The sequence below is a fragment of the Dactylosporangium sp. NPDC005572 genome (genome assembly GCF_040605515.1).
Classification (GTDB): domain Bacteria; phylum Actinomycetota; class Actinomycetes; order Mycobacteriales; family Micromonosporaceae; genus Dactylosporangium.
In genome coordinates this window covers 21,019-42,187 of record NZ_JBEXCY010000016.1, presented here as the reverse complement: position 1 = coordinate 42,187, position 21,169 = coordinate 21,019, and the positions used below count along the sequence as shown (strand labels likewise).

Sequence of the window (21,169 nt, the reverse complement as noted above, 5' to 3'; positions counted from 1 at the left end):
GGGGCGAGCGAGGGCCTGGTCGATCCGGGTGATGCAGCGCCCGGCCCAGCCTTCACCCGTGACAAGGCGCCGTCTCCGGTGCCGTCCGTGGGGAAGGCGGCGACCGCAGACTCGGCATACCTCGTCACGACGGACGGCGCGCCCACTACAGACGTGCCGGACCCGGGACACGAACCGGACCGCGGTGAGGCCGCAGGAGCCAATGCGCCGGTGGTTGTGGGCGGTTCGCCCACGATCCCGGCGGCGCCTGGCATCGACCGAGGCACGGTCGCGGGGGACTATCTGGATCTAGGCACGCTGGGCCCGGGCGCCTTGGTGGGCGTGGCCAACGTATCCGAGGTCACGGACGAGATCCGCAGGAAGATCGGCGATTTGGTGGGCTCGTCGAGCGTCAACGGACTCGATGACGTGGTACGGGTTGTGCTCGACAATGCGGACGGCACGGGCGCATTGCATACCCTCCTCGGCGCAGGCCGCCCGTTCCCCGTGACGGTGGCCGGTAGACCGATGGAGTTGCGAGTGCGCGTCGAGCTGACGGAGCCTGTCCCCGCGCCGGACCAGGACGCACCCGGCGATGTGACGCGGCTTGACATGACCAGCGTCTCGGCCCACTCAACCAGCGTGGGCAAGGTGCACAGTTCCGGTATGGAGCAGTCGCTGACGGTCAACGTCAACGGCAAGGTTGACCCTCTCGACGTCGTCCCCGGCGGCGGTCTGACCTTGCAAGGCACGCTACGGCGGGTCACCCGGGAGTCTTCGGCCGCCCAGTCGGTGGTGGTGCACCGACAGATGCGTTCCAGCGGCCGCTCCGAACAAGTCAGCGTCAAGGCCAACTATCAGGTGGAGCTGTGGCGCACCGGCCGGCACGGCGACGAAGTTTCGGTCGGCACAGCCGGGATCACGACGACGGCGACGCTGCGGATGCCGGAGTACGCCATGGTGCCGGCCGCGACAACCGAGACCTCCGAGCGGTTGTCGAGCGAGACGCTGCCTCGGGTGCACCAGGTTGAAGCGGCTGTGGTGGAGAGACTGTGGGAGCTGGCCCGCAATACGCTGCCGACTGGGCTGTTCAAGATCGGTTCGGCGAGCCGTGCCGAACTGCAGCGAATTCTGAGCGCTCGTAACGTCGAGGCGTCCTTCGAGCGGCTTGTCGGGGGGCTGGAGGTCCCGGCCCTGTGGGACGACGTCGAGAAGAAGGTGGCTGGGCCGTTCGTCATCAGGGTCACCGCCGACCGGTACACCGCGCTGTCGCGTACCGACGCGCTGCATCTGCGTGACAGCGCGCAGGTCGTCCGGACCGCCTACCACAGCAGCGAAGCCGTGCTGAACGCCAGTGTCAAGGCGCAGGCTGGTTGGAACGGCCCGGTAGACGAGAATGGTCGTCCCGTTCGGTTGATGGCGGGGGGATCCGTTGCCGTAGGGCGCGGGCAGGTCGCGCTGGGTGGTGGTGGCGGTGGTCGGCGGAGGACAATCATTTACAGCGGCGAGACCGAGTTGCGTTCGTATCCGGTGGTATGGGAGTTGAGCGTCCCGGGCCAAGAACCTCTTGCGACTTCGGCGGCGGGTGACAGGGTCTTTGTTCGAGTCGGCACGGACCTGATGACCAAGCCGACGGACCCTATTCGGGTGGAGCCTGGGGATCGGTTGCTGAGCGAGCCGCTCGGTGATGGTGTGGTCCGTGAGATCACAGGACTGGCCGGCGCGCTCGACAAGATCGAAACTCTGTTGCGGGAGTTCCCGGTCGCGATGGCCGCCGATCCCGCCTCGGTCGATACGATCCGTAGCTTGCGGGATCTGATGAACGCGCGGCACAATATCGCCTCACTGCGAGCGTCGTTGTCGGTGCCGACGATGCGGGCCATGGTCGATAGTCTGTTCGACACCGGCGTCGTGGTGAACCTGAAGCGGTACGGCTGGTTCTACAACGACTATGTGCGTGTGGTGCTGACCGCCGAGCGGACCGGCGCGACGCATACCGGCGACTCGAGGACGGTTTCGACACGCCAGCATGACCTTGCCGATGATCGGGCGATCAACCAGGTCGCGGTTCGGCGTGGATATCAGGTTGGTGGCGAGGCGGGCTTCTTCCGCCGCTGGAAGCGGCCTGACAAGCGGGCGTTCGCCGGCGTCGGGGCCGAGCTGCGCTACAGACACGACAGCGATCGCCGATTGAGCACAGGTCAGCAGGTTTCCCAGGTGGAGATGTCGGTGAGTGAAAGGCCGGCGTCTGACCGGATCACCGCCCGGGAGTTCACGATCGGCGTGGACTTCTACGCGGAGGTCAGCACATACCGGCGCCCGCGCCAGCTCATGCGGACGGCAACCATGGGGCTGTGGACGGCGGCCAGCCTGTCCCGGTACGCACACGTGCCTCACGGGATGGAGGTTGACACCGGCTCCGTCGAGCTGTCCGACACACCCCAGCGCGTCTTGCTCGATAGTGGCGAGGTTGTGGTCTGGCAGACCGCGGACTGGGTGGACGCTATGGGGGTGGATGAGCCGTCCACCGCCAATGTGACCGGGATTGAGGACCGGCCGGGCAGCTCGTTGGGCGCCGCCGCAAGCGGCCCCGTGCACTGGCTGCCGCCGCGGTTCCAGACGCATAGCGTTGGGTTGATGGCCGAGATCCGCCAGAACGCCCTGGAGCTGTTGGAAGGGCTGCCCTACGGCCATGTGATGACGAGTCCGGGCAGCGTGTCGCGAGAGCGAATCGATGCGTTCTTCAGCCCCGAGTTCGAGCTCGGGCGGGCTCGTGTCCTGTTTGAACCCGGGCATGTTGTGAGCCATCTCCTGGCGGCCGGGTTCTTCCGCGACCATCACGGCGCGCTGGAGGTCGCGTTCGTCCCAACGCGTTTCCAGCCGGTCGGCATGAAGAGATACGAAGCGGAGTCGTCCACGCTGGGTGTGTACCCGATTGGGCAGGGCCGTTCGGTCCGTCACGGCATCGGCCTGCGTCTGTTCGGCTCGTTCGGTCACCGTAGGGACGCCTATACCGGGTTCGCCGATGCCGATGTCGGCGTTGAGTATGGTGTCGCGTCGGGGCGGGACACGAGCCGCGCCGGCAGCGGTGAGCGAAACGTGGTCCATAACGGGCCGTTCGTCTTCTATCGGGTGGACGGCGACTGGCATCTCAGGGCGAGCGTGCGCTGGGCGGGTGCGCCAGACCTGTTCGTCGGCGGGGTCAACGCTCGTAGCCGGGTGGTGCATACCAAAGACGCCGTGGTGATCGCCGTGGCGGTGCGCGACGTCCACGCGACCAACGACCTGATCCGCGAGCACAATGAGCGAGCGGGGGACGGTGAGCCGACGATCGCCGAGCTTCCGCTGCCTCCCGGTGCCCCGGCGAAGCCGCTGAGTCTGCATAGCACGCAGCCGGAGGCCCGGGGGTGGCATCCACCCGCCTACCTGAGCAGTGACCGCGGCAACGGCCTGTGGGGTGGGGAGATGGGCCGTGGCTACGTGGATGTCATGGGACGGCCCGAGGTCATCAAGTCCATGCTCAGGGAGCTGGCCGCCAACGGTGTGCCGCTCAGGCCCGACGCACCGTTGCGGGATGCGCTGGGGATGGGCAATCTGGACCGGGCACGGGTGACGTTGAGCCGGTTCGGGCTGTCGGCCTTCATGGACAGTCTGCTCAGCCACGACGTACAGCTACGGCTGTTCCGGCGCCGGCGGCTCCCGTGGTTTGCGTATCTGGTGAAGTCGACGACCGGGGTCGACCTGAAGATCGAAGGCCGGCTGCAGGGCCTGAAACTCGTTGACATCGTCACCGACCCCACCGATATCGAGTACTACATCAGGGCGACCGACACGCGCGGCACAAGCAGCAGCCGCGGGCTCGGCATTGAGCTCAGCGGGAGTTACCAGGGCGCACGTGACAACAGCGCGAAGGGCCAAGGTCATACGGGTGCGATGGGGGCCGGGCCCGGAGTGAGCTACGCCCACCAGGCCAGGGTCGGCCGCCGCGCGGGGTCCAGCGACGCGGACGAGCGGGTCGTCGTCGGGGTCGGGCCGCTCGCGCAATTCGAGGCGACCCTGGCCATCACCGTGCAACGTGTCGACAACAACCAGCAGGTGTCGGATCAGACGATCCTGTCGTCTCAGGAGATCCCGATCCGGCTGCGGTTCCCGGAGTCTGAACTGCGGGCAACCGCGCCGGTACACGACGCCGGTGACCGGCGCGTGCGTCCCGAGCCACTCAGCCGCGCGGACACCGATCCGGATGCGATCAAGGCATGGCACGCCCGTGGCACCCGCCTGCCCGGCCAGGCGGTGGTCACCGTCTTCACCGGTGCGCGGGCGGTCGAGGACGCGGCGCGGTCCGCCGTGTCCGCGCACGCACGCACCTCTGTGGCGCAGCAGTGGCTCGGCAACAATCCGCTACGCGATCCCCGGTCGAACATTGCGGAGGCCGTGCACGACATGGCCTCCCCCGAGTGGTCCAAGGCGCAATACCCGAGCCTGGTCCGCCACGGCGTCGACCTGCGCGTCTCTGGCGCGGGCGTGGTGCCGCGCTACGGGGCGGTCCTGCGGCGGTACGTGAAGCTGGGCAAGCCCGTGCTGGACCGCATCGTCGACGACTCCCGGGTGGAGTCCCGCGAGATCGTCAGGTCGACCTCCGACATGGTGGTCGACCGCCAATCGACCACCGGGTTTCGGGTGGTCGATCGCACCGCCGCGGCGCGGATTGTGCCGGACGACGTCAACCAGGCCGCCCTGCGGCTTGGCAATACCACCGGCGGTGTACTGGTAAAGGGGGCAACGGAGGAGAAGAGCGCCTTCATCAAGGCCCGCACGCGAACCATGGTCTTCACGTTCGACGTGGAGGAGCGGATAATCGTGCATGACCTGCACAATCCGCGCCACGGCGTCGGCACGGAGGTGGCTCTGCGCGACGCTGTCGAGGTGCACGTCCCGGAGGATGTGGCACGTGCCAACGGCTGGTTGCACGACGACATGGCGGGCAGTCGTAGGGCGATCCGCGACACTATCGCGGCCTGGGATCATGCCCTTCGGCTGCGCCTCGAGTGGCTCGTCGCCGCAACCGAGTGGGTCGACGCGCGTGCCTCCATGTATCGGCTGGATCCGGCGGTCACCGACGAGTTGCGTGAGCGAGCCGAAGCCGTCGCCAGCGACGCCCGGCCGCGCCGGCCTCGGGCCTCGAGGTGGCTTGACGCCCCAACCCAGTGGACCGACGCGCGTGCCTCCATGTATCGGCTGGACCCAGTGGTCACCGACGAGTTGCGTGAGCAAGCCAAAGCCCGCGTCAGTGACACCCAGGAGCGCAGCGCATCGGCGCAGGCGGTATACCTCGACGCCCGACGAGGGGCCGAGGCAGCCTCAGAACGGCTGCGCGACCACCTGCGACGGGCGCAGGGCACACTCCCGCGCTTGGGCAGGGATCGGCCGCGACTGCCTGGGCGTGTCGCAAAGGCCGCCGAGGCCGCGCGAGCGCGGGAGTTGAACGCGACTCGGCCGTTTGAAGGCCTGCTGGGCAGCCGGATGCGTGATCTCTTCGAGCACTTTGCCCATGTACTCCGCACCCCGGCTGACATCGAGCGGCAGCACCTGCGCACCATCGCTAGGGCAGGACAGACGGTGGATCAGCTGGGACCGCTCGCAGATCAGGTGGCCGTACGACACAAAGCGATGGAAGCCTCCGAGATCCAACAGCTGCTGGACGATGTTGCTCACGCGACAGAGGGCCCAGACCCGGACATGAACCGGCTCGAACGCGCCCACCGGATGGCCCGCAACATTTCCCCATACGGTCATAGGCCCCTGGCCGGGGAAGTGAATCGGCTGATTTATCCCAGCGACTGGGCCAACCGCTCCGCCTCAGAGAGTGAGCGTTATCAGCAAGTCGCCCGGGCCGCCGCGTTGATCCAGCTCGCCGAGGAGACGGACAGGGCGTGGGAGGCCGGCCGTGTCCAGGCCCGCGCGGCGTACGACGACGAGCTTCATCGGCACCAGCAGCCGGCCATTGGTGATGAGCCGCCGCCGTACACGCCCGGGTCAGGCGCTGCCGTTCCGGATCCGGTGGCGAAAGGTCCCGCGCCGCAGGCTCCCGCGCCGCAGGCTCCCGCGCCGCAGGCTCCCGCGCCGCAGGTTCCCGCGCCGCAGGTTCCCGCGCCGCAGGCTCCGGTGTCGGCGGTGAGCGTGCCCTCGGTGGATATGCAGCCGGCCGACGGAAGCCGGGCAGAGCAAGCTGTTTCCGACCTGCCCCCGGCGCAGCAGCGGCGGGTGCGTCGCATCACGGACGCCGCTATACGTCCATTCGTCGGACCGCTGCCGGCGGCCACAGGGGCGCTCTCTGATCTCGGCTCGCGGGCGCTCGCCGCGTTGGCCGAAACGTTGGGTGCGCCGAGTCCTCAGCCGCAAACCGACGAGGCGCGGGCCGCCGCGGCCGTGGCCGGGGCCGCGCCGGCCCCCTCAGTTGCGTCCGGGCAACGGCGCAGCGCGCCGCAGTCTCCCCCGCTCGTGCGGCGGCTGCTGGAAAGCGTGACGTCGGGGCATCCACGCGGTGAACCGAGGACCACCGGCGAGGCTGAGTCCGGTGCCGACACGCCCGGCTCGGCGACGGTGGCGCAGCCGGTTCAGGCTGCCCACCCTGAAACCAACGCCGAGAGGGGCATCCACATCGTTCCGCCGACGCCGCCCGCGTCGCCTATTGACAGCCCGCATGGCCAGCTGGCCCCCCAAACGCCGCCCATGAGCGCCTCACCCGGGTCGCCGAGCGGCTGGCTGCCGAGTAGTTGGCTGCAGTCGAAGATGGAACAAGGCATTTTCGGCATGCGGCAGCTTTCAGTGCCGTCCGACAGCCGCCCCGTTCCCGACGGTGATGCCGCGACCAGCCGCGACCAGCGTCCGCCATCGCCGGGCCAGGTGCTCGAGGTGCCGTCGTTCGGGCGGATGCGCGTGGTGGACATCCCAGGCAACGGCGACTGTCTGTTCAACGCGGTGCTGGTCAGCAGCACCAGGCAGGGCGTCCAACTGCCCGTGTCAGCGCAGGACGCGGCAGAGCTGCGCGACGAACTGGCCAGCTTTGTCCAGCAAGCCCCGCCGGCGTTGTTCGATGGGCTACACCTGCGCTCGGCGGGCCAACTGCTGCGCGACGCCTTGGGGCGGAACGTCCCCAACGACCTGCTGCCCGGCTGGGAAGCGCCAGCGGTGACGGACGACATGCGCGCCCACTGGCGGGAGGAGGCGGAGACTGCCGAGGTCCTGAACGAGGCGCGCCGGCACGGCATCGAAGACGCGTCCGGGCTCGCCATCGAAGAGTTGGCAACAGCCATCCGGACGCGGAACCCCGAGTGGCGCCCGTTGGTTGAGCAGGCGGTGGCGGACCGCGAGCACGGCCACACCGCCTACGCGTACCACCAGGAGCTGATCAGGCGGATCGACGCGGGTGATGACGCGGACGAGCCGGTAGGGCGGTTGTGGGACCACTTTTTTGAAACAGACGACTGGGGCAACGACATCGTCGCCGCGTTCGTACAGGACCACATTTACCACGACGGTCGGCCGCCGAGCGACCTTGAACTGCTTGAGGCGGCCGTCCAACGCACCGAACTGTGGAGTTCGGAGGTCGGCCACGACGTGCCGCCCGCCCTCGCTCGGCTGTTGGCCTTCGCTGCGCGTCAAAATGGCGGCAGGGCCGTCAACTTGGTAGTGGTCGAGGACGGGCGGACTCTGCAACTGCTGCCTGACGCGCCGCAGACGCTTTTCGTTCGGCGCATCGACGGCAACCATTACGATGCCCTCGATCCAGTCCCGTCGGCCCCGTCGGCCCCGTCGGCCCCGCCCGGCCCACCGGCCCCGCCCGGCCCACCGGCCCCGCCCGGCCCGCCGGGATCGGCGGCCTCCGCCGGGCCGGACGTGCAGGATGGCCCGCCCGGCGTCGCCAGCCAAACCGGAGCTGCGCCGCATGATGCTCAAGGGGGAGTCCATGGACCGCAGCAGGGGGCGCCGCAGGACCTAACCCGGCCGATCGGGCCGCCCGGGACCGACGGCAGGTACACCGTGCCCGACGTCCAGGAGGCCGTCATCGAGCGGATCGGCCCGCACTCCCCCGAGCTGTCCGCGGTGATGCAGCGGCTCCTCGGCGACCCGCGCACCCTGAACCTCACCGACTCCCTGCGCAGCCCCGCGCTGCACGAGCGGGCACTCGCCACTATCGAGGAGCTCGCTCGCCGCGACACGCTCCGGCCCTACGGCGGGGATCTGGCGGGCTTCCTGGCCGAGCACCCGGGCCGCGGGCCGCTGTACGAGCAGGTGCCGCACGAGTTCAACTACACCGCCGAGGGCCGGCGGCGGCTCGACGTGTACGTCGAGGAGCTGAAGGCGGCCGACCCGTTAGCGCTTGAGTCTGACTCCACACCGTCGGCCGAGCAGTGGCACGCCGTGCAGGACTACGTCGCCCGTCTGGAGGGCGAGGTCATCCCAGCGGTCGACCGGGAGCTCGGGCCGATCGTCGCCCAGCTGCAGGACGAGGCGGACGGGGCCGTCGACTACAACCGACGGCTGAAGGACGCGGGTGGCCTGCTCGACAAGGTGCAACGGATGATGGAAGGGCGGCCCGGATCGGCTGGCCGCAGCGAATACCGGGTCGGTGACATCGTCGACATGGTGGGCGCCAGGATCACCGTGCCCGATACGGCGAGCCTGCAGCGCGCCTTCGCGGCTGTCGTGCAGCACTTCAGCGCCGGTGCCGGCGGCTGGATCGTCGAGGTCGACAACAGGTACGCCATGCCGAAGAGTAAGAACCCCGCTTACCGGGTCATCCCGCTGGTAATCGGGATCGAGGTCAATGGCCACAGATATGCGTTCGAGCTCCAGCTGATGACGCTGCGCGCGTCCGTCGCTGCCGACATTGAGCACAACTCCCTGTACAAGCCCTATATCGTGCTGACGGACGGCGAGAAGCAGGCGATCCTGGCCGCATTCCACGAGGCGGCTGCCCTGGACCAGTTGGAGATGGCGGATGAGTGACGGACTGAGCGATCGGCCAGACCTCACGACGGTCTATGTGTTCCGTCTCGGCGAGGCTTACGACGACCTGCAGCCGGCGTTTTCTGTCGATGGCCGGGACTACACCGACCCCGGCGCCGTGCGCGCGGACGTCCAGGCCGCGTCGCGTGCGCTGCACGAACGGCACTTGATCGCCGATTACGTGGTGTCGGAGGCCGGGCCGACGACGCCGCGGACCGGGCTGCTGTCGTGGCCGCAGTGGCGGGCGCGGCATATCGAGGGCGAGGAGCCGATCGGCGTGCGGCCGCGCCCGGCCCGCCGAGTTACCCCTGCGGGCTGGCACGAGATGGGTCGGTGGCTGGAGCACTCCCAGCGCTGGCTGCGTGAGCAAGTCGCCGCTGCCGCCGCCGCGGTCGCCAGCGGCCGCGTCTCGCTTCTCTCGGACATGGGGCCCCAGCGGGTCAGCCGCGGCTCGGTCGTCCTCGCCGAGGAGCAGTACCGGGTCGACTGCAACTTCCTGGTGGTGCCGCCCCCTGGTCACCCGGTCCCGGACGCGCTCGCGGCAATCGCCGGCTGGCTGCGCGACTCGGGCTGGGCCGTCGCCGAGCCGCTGGAGAAGCCCACCTCCACCACCGTCGTCGCGACGAATGCCGGTCATCAGATCGCTTTGGTATGGGAGCACCGCACACACTCCGTTTCGCTGCTGGGAACGTCGCCGACGGTCGACGCGGCCTGGTTCGCGCAGCAGCAAGGGCAGGAAGGGCAGGCCGATGCCGCAGACGTTTGACGGGTCGGTGGGCCGGCTGGCGCTGCGGCAGCGGTTCGGTGCTTTGGTCGCTGAGCTCGTCGACTGGGCGGCCGAGTCCGCTGGCACGGGGCGCGGTGACAATCTGGAGCGGCTTTGGCAGGCCCTGGCTGAGGCAATCGACGTGAAGATCGCCGACCGGCTCAGCAACGTCCAGCGCCTGCAGGGAGCGTCTCGATGAGCGACAGCCAGCTGCGCGCTGATTTCCACCACCTGCTGCTGCGGGCCGATAGCCGGTTCCCGGACGATCTAGTCGTCGCGGCCCGGGGCTGGCTGGCGGAGGGTCGGGTGGTCGACATCGCCCAGGCCCTTGCGTTCACCGCTCTGACCAGCCAGATCTTGTTCACCCCCGCCGACGCTGAGTTGCTCGCCGACGCTCTTCGGAATGCGGGTGCCGACGCCGGTGCGCTAGGCGACCTGGCGATTTCCGACGTGGAGTCGATGCCGGAGTGTGGGCTGGCCCCGGTCGCGCCGGACGTCCTCGCCGAGCTCAGTCCGTACGTTCCGCACACCCTCGACTTGACCGGCGAGTACGCGGGTGCGGGCGGCCTGGACCCGGTCGATCTGGCGGCCGTCGCCGCGGCGGCCGACCTCGGCGGGTCCCACGCGCTGTGGCGCAGTTGGCGCTACCCCCCGCCCGAGCGGCAGTCGTCCCCGTCGAAGCGGATGTACCTGCTGTACGCCCCGGAGGTTCGGCCGGACGACCTTCCGGCGATCGCAGCCGACATGCAGACTGCGCTGCTCGGCACGGGGGAGCAGGATCCGCTGGTGCAGGTCTTTGCCGACGAAGCTGCGTTGCCCGCGTTCCAACGCGCGGTGCTGAGCTTCGCCGCGTTGCTGTGGACAATCCTGCCACTGCACCGTATCTGCATTGCCAGGTTCTTCGACGACCCCGACCAGCCGGGCCTCGATCAGACCGAACGGGCGCGGGTCCTGCAGTATCTGGACGGGGGAGACCCGCTGATTGTCACGGCGGAAACCGCCGACGACGTGTTCGACCCTGCAGGGGCCGGTTTGGTGCCGCTCAACGTGCGCACCGACGGCGTCTGGGTGTGGAGCGACGCGACTGCGTACTACCTGGAACACCACCACATCGTCCCGGATCCGTGGCTGCTGCGGCATCTGCGGCAGCGCGGCTACGAACGTGCAGACGTCGATGTGGTCGGCTGGCACCGTGCGCTGGCGGCGCTGCAGGCTGACGCGACACCGGCTGGCCTGGATCTCGCGGTCGGGTGAGGGTGAACCGAACCGCCGGGCCAGCCGTTGTGGGGCGAGACGGAAGGAGGCGGGCCGCGATGACCTCGGCTGCGACAGCGCACACGGCCAGCGACGCTGTAGTCGCCGAGTCGGTCGGCGACGCCCTGCTGCTGCGCACCGCCCACGAGGACGGGCAAGCCCTGGCCCGGCTGGTCGCTGGCCTGCCGACCGAGCCAGACCGGGTCGTGGTTGTCAGCTCTCCCGCGGTGACCGGGCTGCCGGACCTGTTCGAGCTGCTGCATGGCATCCTCAGCGAGGAGCTCGGCGGCTGCGCTGACGGTGTGCGCCTGGTGCCGCTGGGGCGCTACGCGGACAGCGCACTCGTCGAGCGAGCCGCGGGGCGGCTGGCGAGCTGGATCGGCCGGGACGTCGCCGTGCCGTTGTGGCCTCTCAGCGAGGCCGATGTGGCCGGCGCGGCCCGGGGTGGGGACCGTGTCTGGTTGGCCTGTGCGGAGGGCTCGCCACCGCGGATCGACAGGGCGTGGCCGCCCGGCCCGCCACAGCCCGCGCCAGCGGTCGTATTACCTGACGGTCTGCCACAGCCCATGGTTCCGGCCGAGCCGGAACCGGCGGGCACGGCGTCCGTGGGCGGCTGGTCGTTTGTGGACGGATCGGCAGTTGTCGACGTCGTGTTGGCCACGGGCTTTGTCGTGGAGGTCGGGCTCACCGCGACCGGGTTCCGGATGGCCGGCCGACCGGTGCCGCCGGCTGTGATGGCCGACATGATCGCGGCGGTCCGGGGTGAGACCGGCGGGCCGGTCGTCGTCGTCCACCACGGGACCGCACCCACAGGACCCGCCGCCGATCTGCTCTTCGGCGGCCTGGCCGATGCACTCGGCAGCCCGGTGATCGCCGCCGATGCCACGGTCTCGCCGACACCCGACGGCGGGCTGAGCACCACCGGCGCGTTCCATCGGTGGACCGCCCGATCCAGCACGCCTGATGACGCGGGCCGCCACCAACTCCTCGGTGCCACCCTCCACGACACTCCGCCGGCACTGGTGGAGGCGCCGCCGACGGAGCCGCCACCGTCGGCCGATCCGCGGGTGGAGCTGCGGGCACAGCCACCGAAGCCGGTGGCTGTGCCCGCAGAGATGGCCGCGGTGCTCGACGCGGCCAGGTGGCCCGGCCCGCCGCTCCGTGAGCCGCGCGACGCCGGCGTGGACGATCCCGCCGCCGAACCGCACCTGGACCCGGACGAGCCGACAGCGCAGGCACCCGAGGCGCGCCCCGTGGTTGCGACCGGCCAGCCCTCCCTGCCGGCCGCCGCGCCATCAGAGGTGCCCGGACTTAGCATGCCCGTGCGGCAGGCCCCGCTGTGGATCTCCAGTGCGGAGTGGGAGATGCCCGACCGGACCAGGCTGCGCCATGTACTCAACGGCAGGTACGACGCCTATGCCCGCGTGATCGGCCGAACCCTCGCCGAGCAGCCTGGGATGCGCTCCGCGGAGGCTACCGCCGACCTGGTCGCCGGGCTGGTCGCGGTCAGCGCGTATCAGGACGGCGACCGCGACGGCATCAATCGCACGCTGCGCACTGGCGGGGTTCTCCGCGCGCCCGACGAGGACCGGGCGCGCACCTTCGCCCGTGGCGTGGCGTACGGCCTGCAGAGGCTGCCCACTGTCCTCGGGCGGGTCCACGCGACCAGCCGGGCCGCGTTGTCCGTGGTCGATCACTATCGGGTCGGTGACGAGATTATCGAGCCCGCGTTTCTTGACGTTGACACGGTGCCGACCCGGTCACCGGACGGCAGCGTCGAGTTCGTTATCTGGTCGGCCAGCGCGCGCCGCCTCGACCGTGCGGGCGCGGGTGACCTGCACGGCGCCCTTTTCCCCGCGGGTACGAGGTTCGCGGTGCTCGCGGTCGACGGCGACGACGGAGCTGCCGGGCCGGTGCGCATCCTGCTCCAGGACCAGACCGGCAGCGGCGGCGCCCGGCAACCCGGTGGGCGGCTGCTCGAACGGCTGCGCGCTGCGACTCCGCACGATCAACGGCAGCCGCCCGCGCGCCTGCTCGACTTCGCCCCGGGGTTCGACGCCCAGGGTCGCCGGTTCACCCCGCCGCCTGGGAACCTCGCGCTGGCGAACAGGGGTCCGTCCACGTACCACGGAGGTGCACGCGCGTGATCCAGAGCATGGTGTCGGTGTCCCAGAGCGACCCGGGCTGTCCGTCGCGGATCTCCGACGCGCTTGCCATCGCCGGGCCGGGCGTCACCGTGGTGATCCAGCCGGGCGTCTATCGCGAGCACCTCCGGCTCACCGGCGACGTGACCCTAGTGGCCGAGGACGGTCGCGGCACCGTCACCGTCCATGGCGAGGGCGGCACGGCGGTGTTCGTGGCCGGCGGCTCGGTGACCCTGCGGGGGCTCAAGCTGGTGGGCGGCAGCGAGCAGTTTCCCGCCGTGCAGCTCGCGGCCGGCGCGCTGCAGATGGCCGACTGCGATGTGGAGGCAGACGGCGTCGTTGCGGTGCATGCCTTCGCCGGTCGGCTGGAGGCGGGGAACTGTCGGGTGGCCAACCCAGCAGGTGCGGGCCTGCTCATCGAGAAGGATGCCGTGGCCACGGTCGCTGAGACTGTGGTCGCCGATATTGGGTCGGCCGGGATTGTCATCGCAGGCGGCGCCGATCCCCAGTTGCGTGACTGCACCGTCGCCAACGTGCGCGGCGTTGGGGTGCTGTCTACCCGGGCCGGCCGCGGGACGGCGACCAGGCTGGACATCAGTGGCGTGGACGGGCCGGCGGTCGCGGTGGAGCACGACGGCGCGCTCCAGGTGCGCTCGACGATGGTGCGGGACAGCCCTGGGCCCGGTCTCGTCGTCACGGGCGGGCGGCCACAGCTTCAGGACTGCGAATTTCGCGGGATCGGGGGCCACGGGGTCGTCGTCTCCGGCGACGCCGATCCGGTCCTGCGCCGCTGTCGGGTCATCGGCGTCGGCGGGCACGGGGTGTACCTACTGGAGGCGGCGGCCGGCCTGCTGGCCGACTGTGACATTGAGCAGACCGGCGCGGTTGCGGTCGCGGTGGCCGGCTCCGCCGCACCGCGGATCGAAGGCGGACGGATCGCTGGCGCGGATGGCATCGGCCTGCTCTACGACGACTCCGCCACGGGTACGCTCACCGGAATCACCGTGGACGGAGGCCGCGTCGGGGTCCTGGTCCGCGGCGGTGCCAACCCCGTGCTGACCGACCTGCGCACCAACAACAGCGGTGAGTATGGGGTGCATTGCATCGACGGTGGCAGGGCAACGCTGCAGCAGTCCCACATCGAGGGCGGCCGGGCGGCGGTGCGGGTCGCGGCAGGCGGACGGCTCTCTGTCGAGGAGACCAGCCTGCGCGGTGGCGTGCACGGACTGCTCGTCGCGGCCCAAGGCACGGCGTCGGCCACGTCGTCGGCTGTCACCGGCGCCAGCCGCGCTGGTGCGACCGTCGAGGCTGACGGCGACCTGCAGCTGCGAGAGACCCGGGTGCACCGCTGTGACGGTCCGGGCATCCGGTTCGCCGCTGGCTCGCGTGGCGCGCTGGAACGCTGCGAAGTGTTCGACAACGGAGGCGACGGGATAGTAATAGAAACCATAGAGCCTGTCGCGATGACCGACCTCTCCATACGGGGTAACGGCGGGCAGCAGATCCGGCGCGCGGCGTCGGTCACCGTGCCTGAGCCGGCAACCCCGGCCGCGAGCGCTGTCGACGTGAACGCGGCCGTCCCGCCGACCGTGCCCGCGGCTGTGGTCGTGCCGGCCCAAGGACAGTCCACCAACGACGCCGACCGTGCCGGTGCAGACGCGGCCACCCCGCTGCTGGCGCAACTGGACGCGCTGGTCGGTCTGGCCGAGGTCAAACGGGAGGTGGCCACCCTGGTGGGCCTGCACCGGATCGCCCAGCGGCGCAGCGCGGCGGGCCTGCCGATGCCACCCATGTCGCGGCACCTGGTCTTCGCCGGAGCGCCGGGCACCGGCAAGACGACGGTCGCACGCCTGTACGGGCAGATCCTGGCGGCGCTCGGGGTTCTGACAACCGGTCAGCTCGTGGAAGTGGCCCGGGCCGATCTGGTGGCCGAGCACATCGGCGGTACCGCGGTGAAGACCACCCAACGGTTCACCGAGGCGATCGGCGGGGTGCTGTTCCTGGACGAGGCGTACGCGTTGTCCTCGGGCGAGGGCACCGGACCTGACTTCGGTCGGGAGGCGATCGACACGCTGGTGAAGCTGATGGAGGACCACCGTGACGAAGTGGTGGTGATCGTCGCAGGCTACTCGCCGCAGATGCGCGCCTTCCTCGACACGAATCCGGGTCTCGCGTCGCGTTTCTCTCGGACTGTGGAGTTCGACAGCTACTCCAGCGACGAGTTGGTGACGATTGTGGAGCAGTTGTGCCGGACCCACCACTATTCGCTGGAGTACGACACGAGGCTGGCGCTGGCCCGGCTGTTCGACTCCATGCCGCGCACCGAGTCGTTCGGCAACGCCCGAGTCGCTCGCAAGGTGTTCGAGGAGATGATCGGCCGGCAGGCGTATCGGTTGTCCGAGGCGGGCGACGCCTCCGGTGTCGAACTGGCGCAGCTGCTGCCGCAGGATCTCGGCTCGGCGCCAGCCGCGCTGGTGTCGGTCGGGGATCGCCGCTCATCGGCGCTGGAGGGCCTGTTGTCCCAGCTGAACAACATGATCGGCCTCGAAGCAGTGAAGCGCGAGGTGTCGGAGCTGATCGACCTGCTGGCCGCGGCGCGGGCCAGGACCGAGGTCGGCCTGCCGGCGCCGTCGGTCTCGCGGCACCTGGTCTTCTCCGGCCCGCCGGGCACGGGAAAGACCACGGTGGCCCGCCTCTACGGGCAATTGCTCACGGCGTTGGGTGTGCTCAACGGCGGGCAGGTCGTTGAGGTGGCGCGCGGCGACCTGGTCGGCGAGTACGTCGGCCACACCGCGCACCGCACTCGGGAGGCGTTCGAACGGGCACGGGGCGGTGTGCTGTTCATCGATGAGGCGTACAGCCTCACGCCGCCGGACGCGCGTAACGACTTCGGTCGGGAGGCGGTGGACACGCTGGTCAAGCTGATGGAGGACCACCGCGACGAAGTGGTGGTTATCGCCGCCGGGTACGAGGAGGAGATGGCGGCGTTCCTGGCCGCCAACGCCGGTCTGCAGTCGCGCTTCACCCGGCACATTCACTTCGTGCACTACTCGGCGGACGAACTCGTGGCGATCTTCGAGGCGACGGCGCGCGTCGGCGGGTATGAGTGCCCCGGCGAGACGCTGGTAGCGCTGCGCAGCCACTTCGAGCAAGTGCCGCAGGACCGTGCGTTTGGCAACGCCCGTTACGCTCGGCAGTTGCTCGACAAAGCGGTGACCCGGCAGGCCGGCCGCTTGCGGTCAATGTCCTCCCCGAGTGTTGACGACATGCGGATCCTGCGGGTGGGCGACATCGGATCGGTGGGTCGCCGTCACTCGAGCGTTGGCGTGCGGGATCCCCTTCGGTGACCTGCCTGAAACCCGGCTCCAGTAGCTTTCCTGGCGCGCTCACCTCACAATGGTGCAGGCGCGTGCGTAACGCGGCGCCCGGAGCCTTCGGGTGGCTGTTGCTCAGGGGAGGCTGGTCCATTGGTTGGTACATCCAAGGGGGCTGGTCCAGGCGTTTCGACGCCGGACGGCAACAGTTCTGCCGATGCACGGATGGGGGCGTTGTACGCGGCGCACGCCGATCCGCTGCTGCGTTTCCTGATGCGCTTGACGCTGGGTGCCCGCCATCTGGCCGAGGATCTCCTGCAGGAGACGATGATGCGGGCGTGGCGCAGCATCGAGAACCTTCCGGGGGATCCCGAGGACCAGCGTCGATGGTTGTTTACCGTGGCCCGACGGATCGCGATCGACGCTGCCCGCGCGCGCAAGGCACGCCCGGCCGAGGTTGGGACGATCGACATTGGTCGCCTGCCTGCCGAGACCGACGGAGTGGAGCGAGTAGTAGCGGCGCACATCGTGCACGAGGCGCTGCCCAAGCTCAAGCCGGAGCAGCGGACGGTCCTTGTCGACCTGTACTTCCGCGGACTCTCGACCAGCGAACTCGCGCGGCGGCTCGGTATTCCGGAAGGTACGGTCAAGTCTCGGGCGCACAACGGGCTGCGGTCGTTGCGCGCCATTGTCGGGCCAATGGATGTGAGCTGATGAACGACCTCGACAGTGGTCACGCCGAGGCGCTGCAGTCATGCGCTCTGTATCTGCTTGGCGCCCTCGACGAGGACGCAGAGGCGGCTTTTGAATGGCATCTCGCCGAGTGTGCCGAGTGTCAGGACGAGTGTGACCGGTTGGGGCCGATTGCCACGGCGATGTCCGAGTTCAGCGACGAACAGGTCGAGGCGCTGTACGGCGTGCAGCCTGGTGCCGCATCGCTGCTCGTACCCGTGCTGGAGCAGCGGTCCGCGCCCGCAAGGCCGAACGATGCCGGAAAGGCGAGCCCTGGCCGGCCGGCCACCCGACCGCCGTCAGCACCGTCCGCGCCCGCCGTGTCTCGCCGGCCGGGCGCCCGCCGTTCCGTCCTACGGCGGGCGTGGTCGGCCGTAGGGGTGGTCGCCGCGGTCATTCTGGTCGTGGTGGGCCTTGTCATGTACTTGCCGTCGGATACGGACCGAACGCCGACCCATTTGGTCGGCGTATCGGTGACCGCCCAGGGTGCTGCCGGCTCCGCGCGCCTGCAGGTTTCGGTTGCCGGAAATGACGGCAGATCCACCGTCGTCGCCTCCGTCGCCGGTCTCGAAGCTGGCGTCCAGTACCGACTGCACGCGGTAACCATCGACGAGGCGACCCACCAGGTCGCCGCGTGGCAGGGTAGACAGGAGGTGCAGGAGATCACCGGCGAAATCCCAGTCGCCATCGACACCCTCGCCTTCTTCACCGTCACCGCGCCTGACGGATCCGTCGTCGTTTCCGCGCGTATCGCCCGCTGAGCCTTTCCTGGCCTGACCGCGCGGTAGTCTTCCCGCGCGCCGTGCTACCGATCTACGAAGGTATCCCGCTGGCCGGAGTCGGCGGCGACGGCGATGGGGCGGCGTGGTCGGGTCAACTGCTCGGGGTCGCCGAGAAGGGCATCGAGCTCGGCGCGGGTCAGCAGGTCTTGGGCGAGCACCAGTTCGTAGACGCCTTTTCCGCTGGCCAGCGCCTCCTGTGCCAGGCTCGTCGCCTGCGCGTAGCCGATGTACGGGCTGAGCACGGTCAACATGCCGATGGACCGCGCGACGGTCTGCCGCAGGTGGTCACGTTCGGCGGTGATGCCGGGCACACAGCGTTCCGCCAGCACCTGGCATCCGGCACGCAGGTAGGAGATGCTGGTGAACAGGCTGTGCGCGATGATCGGTTCAAAGGCATTGAGCTGCAGTTGTCCGCCCTCGGCGGCCATGGTGACGGTCATGTCGTTGCCGACCACGGCGAAGGCGATCTGGTTGACCACCTCCGGGATGACCGGATTCACCTTGCCCGGCATGATGCTCGAACCCGCTTGCACTGCTGGTAGCCGGATCTCGCCGAGGCCTGCTTGGGGTCCCGAGGACAACAGGCGCAGGTCGTTGCAGATCTTGGACAGCTTCACAGCGATACGCTTTAAGACGCCCGAGAGCTGGACAAAGACGCCGGCGTCCTGGTTGGCCTCCACGAGGTCCGCCGCGGTCTTCAGGGGGATGCCGGTGATAGACGCCAGATGCCGGCACACCACCTCGGCGTACTGCGGATGGGCGTTGACGCCGGTGCCGATGGCCGTGCCGCCAAGATTGATCTCGGTGATCAACGTGGTTGCCTCGGACAGCCGATCGATGTCCTCGCCGACCATGACGGCGAAGGCGCCGAACTCCTGTCCGAGCGTCATCGGAACGGCGTCCTGCAGTTGGGTACGCCCCATCTTGACCACGTCGGCGAACTCGACGGCTTTGGCTTTGAACGCCGCCTGGAGTCCGATCATCGCCGCGCGCAACCGGTCCGCGGATAGATGAAGAGCGATCTTGACCGCCGTGGGGTACACATCGTTGGTGCTCTGGCTCCGGTTCACGTCTTCGAGCGGGTGCAGCACGTCATAGCGTCCCTTGTCGTGGCCCAGGTGTTCCAGCGCCCGATTCGCGATGACCTCATTGGCGTTCATATTCGTCGATGTTCCGGCGCCACCCTGAACCACGTCGACGATGAACTGATCGTGCAGCATGCCTGCGCGGATGTCCTCGCAGGCTGCAAGGATCGCGTCGGTCTTGTCTGCGGCGAGCAGGTCCAGGTCTCGGTTGGCCAGCGCGGCCGCCTGCTTGCAGCACGCCAGAGCCACGATGAGATCGCGATGGGTCGCGATGGGCATGCCGCTGATCGGGAAGTTGTCCACCGCGCGTGCGGTGTGGACTCCGTAGTAGACCTCGGCCGGTACGTCGCGCTCGCCCAGTAGGTCGTGCTCCGATCTGACCAGCAGGTGGGCGGATGCAGCCTCGAGATCGTCGGCGGTGAGCGTCTTCATTGGCGCCTCTCCGGTCGTGCTGTAACTGATTGTGGCTGAGTCAACACGGATCGGGGCGGCTGGTCTGGCAACTTGAGCGTTTCCAGAGGTTGCCGTTCTCTGAACGGGCTCCGGACGCCGCTTTGGCGCCAGACGAGGACGTACTCTTCCACCCTGCGGTAGCCCCTCCCGTGCCGACGGGATGGGCTACCGGCTGGTGCCCTCGGTGAATTGGGCTTGGCGGCGGCAGGTGGGAGATGGCGATGGATCGGTTGCCCAGCGCGGGATTTTCGATCACGGTGCGGGTGAGTATGGTTGCCGACCCGTCGGCAATTGGCCGGCTGACGACAGCTGTGGGGGAGGCCGGTGGCGTTGTCACGGCAGTCGACGTGGTCGACTCAGACCATGTCCGCATCGTCGCCGATCTCACCTGTGACACCGCGGACTCCGCCCATGCCGCGCAGGTGGTGGTGGCGCTGGAGGAATTGCCAGGCGTCGAGGTGCGCAAGGTCAGCGACCGGACCTTCCTGCTCCACCTCGGCGGCAAGATCGAGGTGACCCCGAAGACGGCACTGCGGACGCGCGATGATCTGTCCCGGGCGTATACCCCGGGCGTTGCGCGTGTGTGTCTCGCGATCGCTGAGAATCCCGAGGATGCCCGCCGGCTCACGATCAAGCGCAATACGGTCGCCGTGGTCTCCGACGGCAGCGCCGTGCTGGGTTTGGGCAATATCGGCCCAGCCGCCGCGCTGCCCGTCATGGAGGGCAAGGCTGCCTTGTTCAAGCGCTTCGGCGGGGTCGATGCGTGGCCCGTCGTGCTGGACACCCAGGACAGCGACAGGATCGTCGCGACAGTACAGGCGATAGCCCCCGCATATGGGGGAATTAATCTCGAGGACATCTCGGCGCCGCGCTGCTTCGAGATCGAGGAGCGGCTCCGCGGCCTGTTGGACATCCCGGTGTTCCACGATGACCAGCACGGCACCGCCATCTGCGTATTGGCCGCGCTGACCAATGCGCTGCGGGTCGTTGGTAAGCAGCTCGCCGACGTGCGGGTGGTCGTCTCGGGCGCCGGCGCGGCCGGTACCGCGATCATGAAGCTGCTGCTGGCACAGGGCGTGGGGGACATCATCGCCTACGACCGTCCCGGCACCCTGCACCGTGGCCTGACCGGGCTGAACCCGGCGTGGCAGTGGTTGGTGGAACACACCAACACCGGCAACTACGCCGGTGACCTGCCCGGCGCACTGCGCGGTGCGGACGCCTTCATCGGCGTAAGCGCCCCGAACATGCTCGCCGGTGCCGACATCGCCGGTATGGCCAAGAACCCGATCGTCTTCGCGCTCGCCAACCCGGACCCCGAGGTCGACCCCCGCGAGGCCCGCAAGTACGCCGCGGTCGTCGCGACAGGCCGCTCAGACCAGCCCAACCAGATCAACAACGTGCTCGCCTTTCCCGGGGTCTTCCGCGGCATGCTCGACGCCGGCGCGCGTGAGTTCACCATGGACATGGCCCTAGCTGCAGCCCGAGCCATCGCCGATGCGGTCGGGGAGGAGAAGCTCAACGCGAGTGTCATCGTGCCCAGCGTCTTCGACGCCCGGGTCGCCCCAGCAGTCGCCGATGCGGTGCGGTTGGCAGCTTCGGCCTGACGGCGGCCGCAGTCCCGGGCGGGGCGTCGCGCGCAGCAGCT

Annotated in this window: 10 protein-coding genes; 9 read left to right on the top strand and 1 reads right to left on the bottom strand. The window is 69.2% G+C overall.

The window, feature by feature from the left end:
- The first annotated feature begins 87 nt into the window (after positions 1 to 87).
- From ABZS66_RS11470 to ABZS66_RS11435, 8 genes are all read left to right on the top strand, one after another.
- Positions 88 to 8,991 carry a hypothetical protein gene (locus ABZS66_RS11470; protein ID WP_354757017.1) on the top strand — a complete coding sequence of 2,968 codons (8,904 nt, stop codon included), beginning with the start codon at positions 88 to 90 and terminating at the stop codon, positions 8,989 to 8,991.
- Positions 8,984 to 9,757: a hypothetical protein gene (locus ABZS66_RS11465; RefSeq protein ID WP_354757016.1), complete on the top strand. Its 774-nt coding sequence runs from the start codon at positions 8,984 to 8,986 to the stop codon at positions 9,755 to 9,757. Before ABZS66_RS11470 ends, ABZS66_RS11465 begins: the two co-directional genes overlap by 8 nt.
- Positions 9,741 to 9,956 (top strand): hypothetical protein, encoded by a 216-nt coding sequence (locus ABZS66_RS11460; RefSeq protein ID WP_354757015.1) that lies wholly within the window; start codon positions 9,741 to 9,743, stop codon positions 9,954 to 9,956. The genes ABZS66_RS11465 and ABZS66_RS11460 overlap by 17 nt, the downstream gene beginning before the upstream one ends.
- Positions 9,953 to 11,011, top strand: a complete 1,059-nt coding sequence (locus tag ABZS66_RS11455; RefSeq protein ID WP_354757014.1) for a hypothetical protein — start codon at positions 9,953 to 9,955, stop codon at positions 11,009 to 11,011. Before ABZS66_RS11460 ends, ABZS66_RS11455 begins: the two co-directional genes overlap by 4 nt.
- A 59-nt stretch (positions 11,012 to 11,070) precedes the next feature.
- On the top strand, positions 11,071 to 13,158 hold the full coding sequence (locus tag ABZS66_RS11450; RefSeq protein WP_354757013.1) for a hypothetical protein: 2,088 nt from the start codon (positions 11,071 to 11,073) through the stop codon (positions 13,156 to 13,158).
- Positions 13,155 to 16,502, top strand: a complete 3,348-nt coding sequence (locus ABZS66_RS11445) for an AAA family ATPase (RefSeq protein ID WP_354757012.1) — start codon at positions 13,155 to 13,157, stop codon at positions 16,500 to 16,502. The genes ABZS66_RS11450 and ABZS66_RS11445 overlap by 4 nt, the downstream gene beginning before the upstream one ends.
- Before the next feature lie 192 nt (positions 16,503 to 16,694).
- Entirely contained in the window at positions 16,695 to 17,183 is a 489-nt protein-coding gene (locus tag ABZS66_RS11440; RefSeq protein WP_354757011.1) for a sigma-70 family RNA polymerase sigma factor, read from the top strand.
- Positions 17,183 to 17,962 (top strand): zf-HC2 domain-containing protein, encoded by a 780-nt coding sequence (locus ABZS66_RS11435; protein ID WP_354757010.1) that lies wholly within the window; start codon positions 17,183 to 17,185, stop codon positions 17,960 to 17,962. The genes ABZS66_RS11440 and ABZS66_RS11435 overlap by 1 nt, the downstream gene beginning before the upstream one ends.
- 44 nt (positions 17,963 to 18,006) lie before the next feature.
- Here the strand turns inward: ABZS66_RS11435 and ABZS66_RS11430 are convergent, their stop codons facing one another.
- On the bottom strand, positions 18,007 to 19,500 hold the full coding sequence (locus tag ABZS66_RS11430) for an aspartate ammonia-lyase (protein ID WP_354757009.1): 1,494 nt from the start codon (positions 19,498 to 19,500) through the stop codon (positions 18,007 to 18,009).
- Between the two features lie 236 nt (positions 19,501 to 19,736).
- Between ABZS66_RS11430 and ABZS66_RS11425 the strand changes: the two genes are divergently transcribed.
- Positions 19,737 to 21,128: an NAD-dependent malic enzyme gene (locus ABZS66_RS11425; protein ID WP_354757008.1), complete on the top strand. Its 1,392-nt coding sequence runs from the start codon at positions 19,737 to 19,739 to the stop codon at positions 21,126 to 21,128.
- Positions 21,129 to 21,169 lie beyond the last annotated feature (41 nt).